Below are 14,750 nucleotides of genomic sequence, written 5' to 3'. Positions count from 1 at the left end.
GTTCCGTGATAATCTGATGGCTGGCACGAACGACCAGATATTCCTTGTTCTGCGGTCCGTGCGGATGGTCTTTCAGAGTGAACAACCCTCCCGCATACAAGCGAGGTACTTCCCCTGCCGTCTCGATGCGCTTGTCGGAAGCCTGCTCCGCTTCCAGACGAATGTTGCTGTATTTTGTTCCCTTGTCTTTCTCTGTGTAACGACCGGGATAATCGTAATGTTCAAGCGCTCCTGCCCGATAGGCAGAGCCCGCGTCCTTGTCCGCTTCGAGAGATGCACTCGGTTTTTCGAAATCGTAATCATTGACAGCAAACTTGCCCGTCCGGAATTTCCGGCTCGGGATCCAATGGTAGAGATGCTCCTCGTTTCTTTGACTTTCACCGCCTATCGGAATGTACGGAATGGTCGCATCACCCTCGATCGGGCTGTAAGAAGACTTGGCATCCGCCAGGATCATCGTGTGTTTGCCGTTCTTGTGTTCGAAAAAATAGGAAATTCCGAACTCTTCCATCAGGCGGCAGCAAAAGTCGTAATCGGACTCCCTGTACTGAACGCAATAGTGGATAGGGTCGTAGCTTTCCGTCAGTTTTTTGCGATGATCGGCAAAGTCGTGCTGCCCAAGAACCTCCGAAATAATGTCCGGAGCCGATTTATCCTTGAAAATTCGACAGTTGGAATTTTTGGTAAGCAACCAGAACCACGGTCGAAGCGTCAGTTTGTAGAGGTAATAGGCGTCTCGATGGCCAAGCCATCTGGCGTCGGTCAGAAGGCCATCAAAATAGCGCACGTCACCCTTGTTGGTGACCACTTTGACGGTCATGTGTGTGGCAATCGCCTGGTCGAAATCCAGATCTTCCTGCTGACTGACCACTTCTAGCCGAATTTCAAAATCTTCGCTCACCCCCTCGTCGCACTCGACCGTGACAACGGAAAGTTCATCCTTGCCAAAGACCGAGATCAATTCGGCCATACGGTGCGATTGTTTGAGTTGTCCCTGGGCCACGAAGTTCTCCTCGGAAAGTCTGCGGTTCCTGAATTCAGGACGGCTTCTCAGCTATCTTCTTTCAGTCTCCTAAGGCGTTTCCGATAAAAATAATGTGTTCAACAACACAATTGTTGCAAATACTTTAAACACCAATCGCGCAAGTTACCAAACGTTGAAACCCACATTCCGCAATTGTGTTTCCAATTTACGCGCTTCTTCACAAATTAATTAACCAACTCATTAAAGTTATCGATCCTCGCTGCTCTTGCCAATTCGCTCCAATGAGACATACTGATATCAAAACGCACTTTAGTGACTTTCGCCACACTAATATTCCCAAGATATGGCACGATGCAGTCGAATGCTTGATGCGACAACCAATTCGCAACTCCATAAGGGAGGATTTAGATCGTGATCCAGATTTTGAAGTCGTCTAACCGGAACCAATTTGCTCGCCCTTTCAATAGCCGTCTTGTCGCGGCAACCGCCTTGGCGCTTGTCTTAGGAACTCCGGTTGCGACGACACAAAGTGCTCTTGCCCAGGATGCGACCTACTCCGCAGACGAAGTCAGCCGACATTTCAAGCAACTCAAGACCCGTTCCCTGAAACCAAGCGGCACAACGCGGGCGCTGTGTATTGGAACGAGGGATGAGTGCAATCCCGGCAATTCCAAGGACACTGGCGGTCAGGTTGCCGTCACCCCTGCCCCAACCGGCTCGGAAACCGCCCAGGGCAACGAACAGACTGCCGAGACCCTGGTGGTCGATCCGGAAACCAAGGCAATCGATGCCGGTTTCAATCTCCTTGTTTCATTTGAATATGCCTCAGCACGGCTGAGCCCTGCCGCGAAAGCAAACCTTCGCGAATTTGCAAAGGGTATTGGCGATCCAGATTTGAAGAGTGCCAATTTTGTGATTGAGGGTCATACTGACGGCATTGGCTCGGTCGCGTACAACCAGCGCCTCTCCGAAGATCGTGCGCAGGCCGTTACTGAGTTTCTTGTTTCCCTTGGTGTCGATCGCGTCCGATTGAAAACGGTCGGATACGGCAAAACACGACCAAAGGCCGCCAACATCAACGACCCATCCAACCGTCGCGTCGAAAGCAAACTGGTTCTGGAGTAAAGGCGGAGCAAAACCTCGTCCAGCCGTGATTTTCGGCTGGACGTACATCAAGGTGGGGCAAACATGAATTTCGACCCAGAAATATATGCCACGGAAATTGCAGCAGGCGCCGGCTGCGGTCCTGATTTGTATGACACCGAGCCTGCCTTTGCAGCCTTGATGGACTCCTGTGAAGAAATACTGCCGGAACGGTTCAGCGAATTCGACCGGTCAGAAGTCGATTTTACCGACCTCTACAAACAAATGGACAGCTTTCTGAAGCAATCCCGAGATCTCAGATTGCTGGTTCTTCTCGCTCAATTCTCGCTGCTTGGCGGACAACTTCACCAGTTTGCCGACTCCATCAGGGTTGTTCGCAGGCTGTTGGAACACCACTGGGAAGACGTGCATCCGACCGATGCCGATTTTGGTCACATGGAGCGCATGGGCGCTTTGGAGGCGCTGAACAACCGTCCCACGGTCATACTCCCGCTCGAGTCCGCTCCCCTTCTAAAAACGCGCCGAAGCGGCCCCATCAGCTACCGGGCAATCCAGATTGCAGCCGGTAACGCGACGGCGCGCGAGGAAGAACACACCATTTCTCTCGGGGCTATCGAAGCTGCGTTGACTTCGGGTGAACTGGAACAGGATGTCATTGATGACGTCCTTGCCGACCTTGCAGACCTGCCGGGTGAGCTTCTGGCAATTTCAGACATCTGCGCCGATAAACTGAAGGAAACGGGTGCCAAGGCAACACCGCCCGATTATGAAGATCTCCGTCAGTTGATAACTGAAATTGGCACGGAGCTTAAAACACGACTTGGCCGCCTTGCCCCGGACACGGCTGGCGAAGGAGCAGATGAAACCGAGGAAGACACGTCATCGGAACCCGAACAGACTTCCTCAGCAACACCAACTGAAATCCAAAACGCAGCCCAGGCCAAACTTATTCTGGATGCCGTTGAAGAGTATTTTGCAACACGCGAACCCTCGCACCCGGCCCTCTTCCTGGTTCGCGAAGCGCGGGGCCTCGTCGGCAAGTCCTATCTCGATGCTCTTAAAATTCTGATGCCGCGCCGGTTCGATGACGTTGCCCTTCTCCTGGGAACGAGCGGGCTGCAACTTTCCAACGACCGACTGATCGACCTAAACCAGAGTGGTTCTGAAGATTTGGGAGAGATTGGAGACTTCGCTGTCATGGTGGTTGAAAGCCGCTCCGACGCCATGAAAGGCATTGCATCCGTGAAAGGCTATTTTTCCTCCAACGAACCAACCAGCCCGATACCGTTACTGCTGGATGAAGCACAAAATATGAGCTCCGGCTCCTTCACCGGCCTCCTGAACCTCTTTCTTCGACCGGAAGATGAGTAGACTAAGTTTCGCACCAACATAACGAATTAGCTCACCTAGAGTTCCACCCTTCTTTCTTGACAGAAGCGACTAACAGGTCCTCAATATTTAAAGAAAATTTCCAAACCAGCGATCATGTGACTGTGATCACTTCTAATTTCGAACAACCAAAGTACATAAAGAACAACAACGAAGAGCGCAGAACCAAGACGTAATAAAACAAATAAAGAGCCCTGCGCGAGTATTTGACTGAGTTTGACCGATTTTCTTCATAGGTCAAAAACATGAAAGGCAAGTACAATGGCATCGAATAGCGGGCAAAGCTTTATCAAGCGTAACAGGCCACCCCGGGTCCACATTTTTTACGAAGATCCGTTTGATGCGGAGCAGAAGGTCGAATTACCCTTCGTAATGGGCGTCATGGCCGATCTTTCCGGTGACAATCCCGGCATTGAAAAATCAGATATCGATGAGCGCAAATTGCTCGATATCGATATGGACAATTTCAGCAAGCGGATGGAAGCGATCGAGCCCGGTACATCCTTTACCGTCAAGGACACGCTTTCAGGTGAAGACGATACGAAGATGAGCGTTCAGCTTCGCTTCAAGAGCATGGATGACTTCACACCGGGCAAGGTCGCTGAACAAGTTCCGGCCCTGAACAAGCTTTTGGAAGCACGCAAGAGCCTCGCGGCGCTCCGAACCATGATGGACGGGCGCGTTCAAGCGATCAGTCAGCTTGAAGAGCTGACACGTGATCCAGCCCTGATGCAGGCACTTGCTCAACAAATTGAAGCCGACAAACCGCAGTCTGAAGACGGCGCTGCGGACGGCGGCGACACGAAGGAGGCGTAAATGAGCAATACAGACACCAACGCCGAAAAAAGTGGCGCAGCAGCCGGCGAAGTCGCGGGTGAAAAAAGTCCTGAGGAATTTGCTTCCATCCTGAAACAGAATTTCCGGATTAAAAGCGAAAACGATACGGCCAACCAACTGGTCGACAGCGCAATGTCGACCTTCCTGGAAGAGGCGTTATCCGACCAGGCCCTGATCAAGGATGATGTTTACGACACTATCGACGAGATGATCGCGAAGCTGGACGAAAAACTGACGTCCCAGGTGAATGAGATCATCCATGCACCTGAATTCCAGAAACTTGAAAGTGCCTGGCGTGGTCTGGATTATCTCGTCCACCAATCGGAAACCGATGCCACGCTGAAACTTCAGTTCCTGAACATCTCGAAAAGCGAGCTCGCCGGCGTCTTCAAAAGTTACCGAGGTGCAAAATGGGATCAAAGCCCGCTGTTCAAGCAGATCTATGAAGCTGAATTTGGTCAGCTTGGCGGTCAGCCTTATGGTTGCCTGGTCGGTGACTATGAGTTTTCCTACGACCCGCAGGACATTACCGTTTTGCGCGGCATGGCGAAAATTGCGGCGGCGGCGCACGCTCCCTTCCTGGCAGCTGCAGACCCGCAATTGATGCAGATGGAGAGCTGGACGGAGCTTCCGGCCAAGCGCGACCTGTCGAAGATTTTCGACACGGAAATCCACGCACAATGGCGGACCTTGCGGGAATCTGAAGATGCACGTTATCTCGGCCTCTCTCTGCCGCGAGTACTGGCTCGGCAGCCTTACGGTGCAAAGTCCGACCCAGTCGAGGAGTTTGCCTTCGAAGAAGAATTCGGCGAAGACAACCACGACAATTACTCTTGGATGAATTCCGCCTACGCCATGGCGGCGAACATCAACCGTGCCTACAAGGAATTCGGTTGGACCGTCCGGATCCGTGGCGTGGAAAGCGGCGGACTTGTCGAAGAACTTCCGACACATGTCTTTGAAACTGATGATGGTGGAGTCGATCAGAAATGTCCGGCTGAGATCGCGATCTCGGATCGGCGGGAGCATGAGATATCCCGCCTTGGCCTGATCCCGCTCATTCATCGCAAGAACACGGATCAGGCAGCGTTTCTCGGTGCGCAGTCCGTCTTCAAGCCACGGCAGTTCTCCGGCCCTGACGGAAAGGATGCAACGGCGTCTGACAATCTGTCCGCACGCTTGCCATACATGTTCGCGACCACTCGGTTTGCTCACTACCTGAAAGTGATGGTGCGCAACAAGATCGGTTCGACGAAGGAATCCGCACAGCTTCAACGGTGGTTGAACGACTGGATCATGGACTATGTCGATGGCGATCCGGACAACTCCACCGAGGAAACCAAAGCGCGCAAACCGCTTCGGGAAGCGAAGGTCACCATTGTCGATGACGAGGAAAACCCCGGCTACTACAGAGCTCAGTTTTTCCTTCGTCCCCATTATCAGCTGGAAGGCATGGACATCGGCATGAGCCTGGCTTCCAGAATTCCGCAAGACGGATCCTAATTTCCAAATTGCCGGGCGGGCGGTTTCCGCCTGCCGGCAAGCATCCACCCGGATGCAGCCCGGTCATGCCGGGTGGAGGTGCAAACGAGGCGCGAAGGCGCCCAGGGGTTTGGACTTAAAAGTCCGAGGTAGTTGTAAGGAACAGCTAAGCAGTACGCCGGGCAATAGCCCCAGGCCGTCAGCAACCAAGAGGATGTATTATTATGGCTGTCGATTTTTTTCTGAAACTTGAAGGCATTAAAGGTGAAGCACAGGACAAGAGCCACAAGGACGAGATTGACGTTCTGTCCTGGTCATGGGGTGCCACGCAGTCCGGCACAACCCACATGGGCGGTGGCTCCGGCTCCGGCAAGGCATATTTTCAGGACCTGAGCGTCACGAAATATGTCGACAAATCAACGCCGGTTCTGCTGCAGCACGTTTCCACCGGCAAGCATATTGCAAACGGCACCATGTATGTCCGCAAGGCAGCCGGCGACAACCCGCTTGAATACATCAAGATCGAAATGAAGGACATCATTGTCACGAGTGTTTCGAGCGGCGGCAGCGGATCCGACGATCGTATTACGGAAAACCTCACTCTGAACTTCGGTGAATACAAGTACATCTACACCGAACAGAAACCAGACGGCTCCAAGGGAGCTGCACCGGAATTCGCCTGGGACATCGCGGCGAACGAAAAGAAGTAACGCGCAATACAGTTCGACCGCCGCGCTCAGTGCGGCGGTCACGCCATCTCAGGAACACCGGGTTCACTAACCGGTTTCGTTTGCTCTTCCGAACCGGGCAATTCCATGCGGGGCATTATCAATGGCCAAATCGAACGTGAAATTGCACTCCCCGCTTATGTGGGCGTTCCGGGCACTGGACGACCCGGACTACAAAGCTGCGCAAGCCCGGCAGAATGAAAGTCAAGGCGAACAGAAATTGAAATCCGGGCGACGTCTCAGTCGAGCTCACGGTGTTTCGGAACATACACTGATCTCGGAAGTCCGCCGGGACCTGCAAGCCCTGTTGAACACGGTCAATCTCAACTCCACACAGAGCCTTTCCGACTTTCCGGAAGTTGAGAATTCCATTCTCAATTATGGCCTTCCGGATCTGTCCGTTCACGTTGTCGACTCCATACGCATTGATCGTCTAGCGGACGATATCCGTCAGGCTCTTATCCGTTTCGAGCCGCGCATGGACCCTCGAACACTCCAGGTTGTTCGAGACGACAATGTCGAAAGTGAAACATTCAAAGTTCGTTTTTTGATCAAGGCGGAAATACGCTGTGACCCCATCAGGGTCGGAAGTGAATTCATTGCCGATGTCGATCCTTCCTTCGGCCGCATCAAGATAGTCGGGGCAACGGCATGAACCGGGAATTTCTGGATCTCTACAATCAGGAACTCACCTACCTTCGTGAGCAAGGCGCAGCTTTTGCTGAAGCCTACCCCGCTGTTGCCGAACGATTGGGCGGTCTGCTGGAAGATCGCTCGGACCCGATGCTTTCCGGTCTTCTGGAAGGAACCGCATTTCTTGCGGCTCGGGTTCAACTCAAGATGAAGCACGAGTTTTCGGAATTCACGTCCAATCTGTTCGAACAGCTCTATCCGACAGCACTTGCGCCGATCCCTTCCATGGTACTTGCACGCGTCACGCCCAAATATGGCGATGCGAATTTGCGTTCTGGAATCACAATCGACCGACACGCGCCCATGGAAGCCGTCTTCCGTGAACGCCAGGGCGAAGTCCGATGCAGATTTACGTTGGCGGCCCCGATAACTCTGACGCCATTGGAATTGACGAGTGCCCGCTATCTAAGCTCTTCTGCTCAGGTGTCCGGGTTGGGTGCGGAGATGGCTGAAGACCGGCGAGTAAGAGCCGGCCTGACAATTTCGCTGACCCATAGAACCGCCGAAGACCCTGAAAACGAAGTTTCCGAGGAGGAAGCCCTCAAAAAACCGGAGTTTCAGGTTGCCGGATGCCGGATAGATGAATTGCCGGTCCGTCTGGTCGGTCCGTTGGATATGGCTGCGAAGATCTACGAGCAAGTCTTCGGCCACACGATTGCCCTCTATCTCAGAACCGAAGATGCTTTCGGTCAAACAACCCTGCACCGCCTGCCCGTCAACTCGATTGAACAACTCGGGTTTGATGAGGAAGATGCGCTCCTGCGCAACGACCGCAGGCTCTTTACCGGATTTGATTACATCCGCGATTATTTTAATTTCCCACGCAGCTTCCTGGGTTTCCGATTGACCGGGTTGCGCCGCGTACTGGATCGCATCCACGCAAAGTCGTTTGATGTCGTTTTTGTATTCGATGAAGCGGACACTCGCCTGCCCGCCCATGTCGACCACAAGATTTTCGCTCTTCACTCCGCACCTGCCGTGAATTTGTTCGAACGGCAAACGGACAGGGTGCCAATCAAAAAAGGGCAGCACGAATTCGCTGTCATCACGGACCGGACCCGTCCACTCGACTACGAAGTTCATGCGGTGACGGAAGTGAATGCTCATTTTTCGGGTGGCGAAAAGCGTGCGGTCGAACCGCTCTATAGTGTTGCGCCGGATACGGCCAAGGCAGGACACGAATGGTTTTACACAATTCGGCGCTTGCCTCGTCGGCAATCCTCGTCCGAACTTCGACGCATGCAGCCAAGCCCCTATATTGGAACAGAAACCTTCGTAACGATATCGAGCGGCGCTCAGGCGGCTGCGCTTTTGCAAAGCGGTGACAAGAAACTTTCCGAACTCTCCTTGAAAGTCATGGCCTCCAACCGGTCTTTGGCAGCAGATCTGCCTGTCGGTAGCAACCCGGATAAATCCGATATCGGTGATTTCCGAATTCTGGAAGACGTCGGCCTGAAGGTTGATTGCATCGCCGGGCCGACAGCACCACGTCCACCATTGCTGTCCTACAATGAACGCCTCGGTGAAGAAGGACATGCAGGCGCGATCGCGTGGCGCCTCATCAATATCCTCGCTCTCAATCATGCAGGTCTGGTTCACGACGCTGCCGGTCAGGACGGGCGCTCGTTCCGCGATATCCTGAGTGTCTTTGCACCACTCTCCGATAACGCTGCAGATCGCCAGGCCCAGTCCGTTCAATCCGTTTCAACACGCCCCGTTGTGCGCCGGCTTCAGCAAAAATCCGGAACCGGGGTCGCGCGCGGACTGGAAGTGACAATCACACTGGACGACAAGGCCTTTGAAGGTTCAAGCGCCTTTCTTATGGGAGCAATATTGGACAGGTTTATTGCTGAATATGCGTCGATAAACCATTTCACTCAATGCGTGATCGCGACAAGCGAACGCGGCGCAATCATGAAATGGCCGCCAAGGATCGGAGCGCAGGGGATCCTATGAGCGAAACGGACGACAAAGATCTCAAGACAGGCAAAGACGAGCGGGACCGCCCCTCTTCCGCGCGCGACAAAACCGTAGTGCAGTTTCCCGGTCCCAAGTCTGCGGTTTGGCCCGGCCCAACGGCCGAACTGGAGACGGAGCCGGAAGACCTCAATGAATTCTTGCCAGTTTCGGACGGCGGTTTCGAAACGGAACCAGCGCACACGCAAACGATACAATCGCCTACGATTGAATCAATCGAAACCCACGCTTCCCCCACTCCTCCACCCGATTTCATATCAGCGACACCAGCAGATACGTTTGAAGAGGACCATGAAGACGATCTCGAGAGGAAGGACGTAGGCGAGAAGGCTCCCGAAATCCCGCCGGCCTCCTCTACCGAACCTCGCATCGAAGTCCCGGTTCAACAACAATATGCGTCGCTTCTGGCGGCCTTGAGTGACCGCATCCAGGAACATCCTGGCGGCCATGATCTGTTGGCTGTCCTGCGCATGCTGGAAGGACAGACAGCACCGGAAGCAAAAAAATCCGCTGGAAATTTACAAAAAGAGGAAGAACCGGCACCTCCGCGGATCGGGAAGAGCCGCCGCTTGATGGAAGACATCGTCCGTTTCGGCCAAGATCCTTCTAGCGAATTCGCTACCTCAACCATCGAGCGCGCCACGCGAGACGGTGACGGCGGACTTGTGCTGCTGGAGCGGTTTTTGGGTCTGCTTGGCCCGCAAGGTGCCCTTCCTGCCGCAATGACGGACGAAGCAATCATGCGGGGGCTGCGTGGAGATGACAGCTTTCCGAGATTTCTCGATGTCTTCAACAACCGCTTCGTTCAGTTGTTTTTCCGAGCCTGGGCCGACGCTCGCCCCATAGTTCAACACGACCGACCCGATGACGACCGGTTTCTAGCCTATCTGGGTTCAGCGATCGGTATCGGCACTCCGATCTATAGAGATTTGGATCGCATCGATGATCGCCTGAAACTGCTTTATGCGGGATTGTCCTCTCCCAAAACCAAAAGCGCTGCACGGCTGAAGGCGTTGGTTACAGGCGTCTTCGGCGTGGATGTGGAAATCGACCAATGCGTCGGAACATGGCTGCATCTGGACCAGGACGACCAACTGACCCTTGGAAGCCTGGGACCGGAAAACGCAGGACAGCTCGGATGCGATACAATCGTAGGCGCGAGAGTTTACAGCGTCAGTGACAAGATTCGCATCCGGATCTTTACTCGATCTCTGGAGGAATACAGGAAGTTTCTCCCCCCCACCCGGACCAGACCAAATCCGTGGACCGAAAGACTATTCGATCTCATCGACTTCTATCTGGGCCTCGAGATCGAATACGAAATCGAACTTGCTCTTCCCAAAAAATGCGCATCGGCGATCCATATGGATCGGGACAACTCTGCCACGCTTGGACATATCGGCTGGCTAAAGCCGGCTGTTGCCAAGGAACAGGAACCGGAGTTCGACGATGAAGACGACGGAATGCTGACCGATACCCGTTTCCGACCGGTGCGCAGACACACTACTGTCTATCAATAGGTCTCTAGTTTGAAAGGCCGACACCATGAGTGACATTCTGGTTGAAACCGTTGCCAATAAGCTGACTACCATCAGCTATGACTGCCTGGAAAAAGCCATGCGGCTGACCAAAAGTTCCGGTCACCGCCACCTTGAGATTCTGCACTGGCTTTATTATCTCGCGCGCGATGAAAACACGGACTTTGTTCATATCCTTCGTCATTTCGGCATTGATGTCGGTTCGGTACATGCAGACCTTCAGCAGGCGATTTCGGATCTTAAGATAAACCAGACAGAGTTGCCGTCCATGGCGGCCCCGTTCCAGGAAGCCTTGGAACGCGCCTGGTTTGAAGGCACGCTGAGATATGGTGATTACAAGATCCGTTCTGCCTACGTTGTCATTGCCGCAATGGGAGACAGGACAACCTGGCGTCAGTTTCTGAGCTACTCGCCTGCGCTCGACAAACTCAATCGGGACGTCCTTGTTCGAGATCTGGACAAGATCGCGGGTGCTTCCGCTGAAACCGGAGCCCGTCCGATTGATGGATCCGGCCCCAAGGCCGCATCACCTGCCGACGGCGGAGAATTTGCAGAAGCCGCCCCCGGGAGCGGTGTTGGCGAAGATGCTCTTTCCCAATTTACAGTCGACTTTACCGCGCGCGCCCGTGCGGAGGAGTTCGATCCGATTGTGGGTCGCGACGATGAGATCCGACAGGTGATCGATGTGCTGATGCGCAGGCGGCAAAACAACCCGATCCTGACCGGAGAAGCAGGCGTCGGCAAAACGGCGATAGTCGAAGGTTTCGCGCAAAAAATAATTGCAGGCGACGTACCACCGGCGCTTTTTGGAACGCGTCTCTGCGCGCTCGATCTGGGCCTGCTGCAGGCGGGCGCATCCATGAAAGGCGAATTTGAAAAACGGCTTCGTGCCGTGATCGATGCAGTGCACGCGTCCATTGTCCCGACAATCCTCTTTATCGACGAGGCTCATACCTTGATCGGGGCTGGGGGAGCTGCCGGCACCGGAGATGCCGCCAATCTCTTGAAGCCTGCGCTTGCGCGCGGAACGCTGCGCACGGTGGCGGCCACAACCTGGTCCGAATACCGCCAGCATTTTGAAAAAGACCCGGCGCTTACGCGCAGGTTCCAGCCGGTTCAGGTAGATGAACCGGATGAAGAGAAGTGTTTTGCCATGGTCAGAGGCTTGCTTGGCCCGATGGAAGAACACCATCAGGTTCGCATTCTCGACAGCGCCGTGAAGTCTGCGGTTTCGCTGTCGCATCGTTACATCCCCGCACGCCAGCTCCCAGACAAGGCGGTCAGCGTGCTGGACACGGCCTCAGCTCGCGTGAATATCTCACAAGCAGCGCAACCGGCGAAACTTTCAGATCTGGTTGCGAAGAAAGGCTTCCTGGAGACGGAACGACTTGCTCTGGCCAACGATACAGAACTCGGGATGGACCATCAGGAACAGCTTGATGCGCTCAATGCGGCCATTGATGAAACTGAAAATGACATCGACGACATTCGTAAAGAGTGGGAACGGGAACGAAAACTGGTTGCCGGTATCAGACATCTGAACACGGCGCTGATGCAGCTCAAAGGGGGCGATCCGTCCCCGCATCCTGAAAATGCAACAATCGAAGATCCGGAGCATGACGGGCCGGCCCTGGTCGCGATCGATGACATAGAACTCGACCTCGATGTGGACCTGGACGACGAAGACGCAATTCGCGTAGCACTGCATGACCTTCGTTCAGAACTATCCCAAATCCCGGAAGATGATCGCATGGTCTACGCTTATGTGGACGATGAGGCCGTTGCCAGCATCATTTCGGACTGGACCGGCATTCCGGTCGGCCGAATGGTTCAGGACGAGATGCAGACGATCCTCAACCTGACCGACAGCCTCAATCGCCGGGTTATTGGCCAGGCACATGGTCTGGCGATGATCTCCAAGCGGATCGAGACCAGCCGCGCTCAACTCGGAAATCCGGACAAGCCGATAGGCGTCTTCATGCTGTGCGGCCCGTCAGGTGTCGGCAAGACCGAAACGGCACTGGCACTTGCAGAAACACTTTATGGCGGTGAGGACAGTCTGATCACGATCAACATGTCCGAATTTCAAGAGGCGCACTCCGTTTCAGGTCTCAAAGGCGCTCCTCCCGGCTATGTCGGTTATGGTGAGGGTGGACGCCTGACGGAAGCCGTCCGGCGCAAACCCTATTCGGTGGTTCTTCTTGACGAAGTCGAGAAAGCTCATCCCGATGTCCATGAGATTTTCTTTCAGGTTTTTGACAAAGGCTGGATGGAAGACGGCATGGGCCGGAAAATTGATTTCCGCAACACGCTTATCCTGCTGACGTCCAATGTCGGTACCGACATCATCATGAATGCAGCCAGCCACATGCTGGATGCGCCGGTCTCCAGCGACATGAACCTGGCTGCGACGGACCCTAATGCACCGGACCCTGAAGCTCTTGCTGAAACACTTAGACCGTCCCTTCTGGATGTCTTTCCTCCAGCCCTGCTCGGACGGATCGTTACCATCCCCTATTATCCGCTTTCCCCATCCATGCTGGGTTTCATAGTGCGTTTGCAACTGAACAGGATCGTCAAACGGGTCAGCCAAAACAGGAATGCGGAGCTGACATTCGACGACGATGTCGTCGCACACATTGTTTCACTTTGCAGGGATCCGGACAGCGGCGGACGAATGATCGACAACATCCTGACAAACGACCTTTTGCCGAAGCTGTCACGCTCGTTCCTGACGGCGCAAATGAACGGCGAGGAGATCGGCAGTGCAACCATATCGGCAACAGACAATGCACTGACCGTGTCGACCCAATAAAACTGCGCAGCTCTGCCAGCGGACTTCACGAGATGATGTCCTATTTTCATGCCCGTTCCCGCGGCGCGAATTCTGCTGGATCAAAACAAATACCAGGTGTCGCCCGCTCGGTGGCCTAGGAGAGCCAGACGATGGACAAAAAAGAAGGCGAACTCAGCTTTTCGGCAAACAAGAAATACGATGCCGCTGTCGAAGCCAGAAAGGACACCGAAGGTTGGCTGCATCGCGTGCGCTTTCTCGAAAAACAGTTTTGCGAGGCATTGGACATCGAGCGGACGGTTCCGAAGCAGATGACAACGATTTCCGACATGGCACGCAGCACGGTCACAATGCGGGATCGTTACGGCCAACTGATTACCGGAACTGAAGAACAGTTGGCAGGAATGCAGAAATCGTCCGATTACAGCTATGCGCTTGTCGCTGCGCATGGCATCTGCTCGCTTGGGAAACTCTGTGAAGCAATTCTGGCGATCCTCCCTGGCACGCAGGCTGTTTCCGGTTTTTTGAAAGGCACAAAAACCGTACTGAGCTCCTCAAAGGACCTTATTGACGCAAAGCGGGCCATGGATGGCGGCGACGGCTCAGGTGGCTCCGGAAAGGCCATCGAGGCGTCGCTGAAGTTGCTCGGGGAAGAGACGGCCACCCTCGCCGATCTGATCGGCGGTCTCTTTGACATGAAGGTGCTGAGCGATCCAAACAACAAGGACGCAATCGACTACGAGAAACTGGCGGAAAAAGCCGCCTCAGTGGTCAAGACACTCAAGGGCGTCATGGGCACGCTGGAAAAGGCAATCATCGCGCTGAAACATGAAACCAAGGGCAGTGTTCGCGCAGGCACAGCAGCCAAATTTCTAGACGTTCTGGAAAATCTGCTTGAATGCTACAAGAACGCCGTGGCTGCCTATGACAATTATCAGAAAATGATGGCCACAGCAGCCGAGATGGGCAGAACTTCTGCGCATATCTCCACACTCAAACGCGATTATCTGGAAAGATCTTACGGTTCTCGAAAAGCCTTTGAACGAGCGATTTTCATTGCCTCCCGCGGCAATCAGGAAGGTCTTGAGAAAATCAGGATCAGGTTCCTGCAAAACATCAACAGTCACGCTGAAGCCAGCAAATGGGCAGAGGAGTTGGCTGCGGCCCTGGGCAGATATCGGGAAGATCTCAAGCGTGCGCAATCCAAAGTTCAGGCCTATGGC

The 14,750-nt window shown here is 54.0% G+C and carries 11 protein-coding genes; 10 read left to right on the top strand and 1 reads right to left on the bottom strand.

Annotation, left to right across the window (positions count from 1 at the left end; genetic code table 11):
- Window positions 1-1,003, bottom strand: a 1,003-nt coding sequence (locus tag K5905_RS11530) for a type VI secretion system Vgr family protein (RefSeq protein WP_297583827.1), incomplete at its 3' end; no start/stop codon positions are given.
- 393 nt (window positions 1,004-1,396) lie between these two features.
- Between K5905_RS11530 and K5905_RS11525 the strand changes: the two genes are divergently transcribed.
- From K5905_RS11525 to K5905_RS11480, 10 genes are all read left to right on the top strand, one after another.
- Window positions 1,397-2,110, top strand: a complete 714-nt coding sequence (locus tag K5905_RS11525) for an OmpA family protein (protein ID WP_297583826.1) — start codon at window positions 1,397-1,399, stop codon at window positions 2,108-2,110.
- Window positions 2,111-2,173: 63 nt separating this feature from the next.
- Window positions 2,174-3,460: a type VI secretion system ImpA family N-terminal domain-containing protein gene (locus K5905_RS11520; protein WP_297583824.1), complete on the top strand. Its 1,287-nt coding sequence runs from the start codon at window positions 2,174-2,176 to the stop codon at window positions 3,458-3,460.
- Window positions 3,461-3,739: 279 nt separating this feature from the next.
- On the top strand, window positions 3,740-4,294 hold the full coding sequence (tssB, locus tag K5905_RS11515; protein WP_297583821.1) for a type VI secretion system contractile sheath small subunit: 555 nt from the start codon (window positions 3,740-3,742) through the stop codon (window positions 4,292-4,294).
- Complete coding sequence (gene tssC, locus K5905_RS11510; RefSeq protein ID WP_297583818.1) at window positions 4,295-5,818, top strand: type VI secretion system contractile sheath large subunit; 1,524 nt, start codon at window positions 4,295-4,297, stop codon at window positions 5,816-5,818.
- Between the two features lie 203 nt (window positions 5,819-6,021).
- Window positions 6,022-6,507 (top strand): type VI secretion system tube protein Hcp, encoded by a 486-nt coding sequence (locus K5905_RS11505; protein WP_297583816.1) that lies wholly within the window; start codon window positions 6,022-6,024, stop codon window positions 6,505-6,507.
- Window positions 6,508-6,628: 121 nt separating this feature from the next.
- Window positions 6,629-7,180, top strand: a complete 552-nt coding sequence (gene tssE, locus K5905_RS11500; protein ID WP_297583814.1) for a type VI secretion system baseplate subunit TssE — start codon at window positions 6,629-6,631, stop codon at window positions 7,178-7,180.
- Complete coding sequence (gene tssF / locus K5905_RS11495; protein WP_297583811.1) at window positions 7,177-9,174, top strand: type VI secretion system baseplate subunit TssF; 1,998 nt, start codon at window positions 7,177-7,179, stop codon at window positions 9,172-9,174. Before tssE ends, tssF begins: the two co-directional genes overlap by 4 nt.
- Window positions 9,171-10,715, top strand: a complete 1,545-nt coding sequence (gene tssG / locus K5905_RS11490) for a type VI secretion system baseplate subunit TssG (RefSeq protein ID WP_297583808.1) — start codon at window positions 9,171-9,173, stop codon at window positions 10,713-10,715. The genes tssF and tssG overlap by 4 nt, the downstream gene beginning before the upstream one ends.
- Window positions 10,716-10,740: 25 nt before the next feature.
- Window positions 10,741-13,548: a type VI secretion system ATPase TssH gene (gene tssH / locus K5905_RS11485; protein WP_297583805.1), complete on the top strand. Its 2,808-nt coding sequence runs from the start codon at window positions 10,741-10,743 to the stop codon at window positions 13,546-13,548.
- Window positions 13,549-13,679: 131 nt separating this feature from the next.
- Window positions 13,680-14,750, top strand: a 1,071-nt coding sequence (locus K5905_RS11480) for a hypothetical protein (RefSeq protein WP_297583802.1), incomplete at its 3' end; no start/stop codon positions are given.

The organism is Roseibium sp. (assembly GCF_025698965.1).
Classification (GTDB): domain Bacteria; phylum Pseudomonadota; class Alphaproteobacteria; order Rhizobiales; family Stappiaceae; genus Roseibium.
The sequence above is the reverse complement of the archived record's forward strand: the minus strand, read 5'-3'. Positions and strand labels throughout refer to the sequence as shown.

Excerpts from the sequence above, each read along its gene's own strand:
- tssC (WP_297583818.1), top strand. The coding sequence starts at position 4,295 with ATGAGCAATACAGACACCAACGCCGAAAAAAGTGGCGCAGCAGCCGGC.
- K5905_RS11520 (WP_297583824.1), top strand. The coding sequence starts at position 2,174 with ATGAATTTCGACCCAGAAATATATGCCACGGAAATTGCAGCAGGCGCC.
- K5905_RS11505 (WP_297583816.1), top strand. The coding sequence starts at position 6,022 with ATGGCTGTCGATTTTTTTCTGAAACTTGAAGGCATTAAAGGTGAAGCA.
- tssH (WP_297583805.1), top strand. The coding sequence starts at position 10,741 with ATGAGTGACATTCTGGTTGAAACCGTTGCCAATAAGCTGACTACCATC.
- tssE (WP_297583814.1), top strand. The coding sequence starts at position 6,629 with ATGGCCAAATCGAACGTGAAATTGCACTCCCCGCTTATGTGGGCGTTC.
- tssF (WP_297583811.1), top strand. The coding sequence starts at position 7,177 with ATGAACCGGGAATTTCTGGATCTCTACAATCAGGAACTCACCTACCTT.
- tssG (WP_297583808.1), top strand. The coding sequence starts at position 9,171 with ATGAGCGAAACGGACGACAAAGATCTCAAGACAGGCAAAGACGAGCGG.
- tssB (WP_297583821.1), top strand. The coding sequence starts at position 3,740 with ATGGCATCGAATAGCGGGCAAAGCTTTATCAAGCGTAACAGGCCACCC.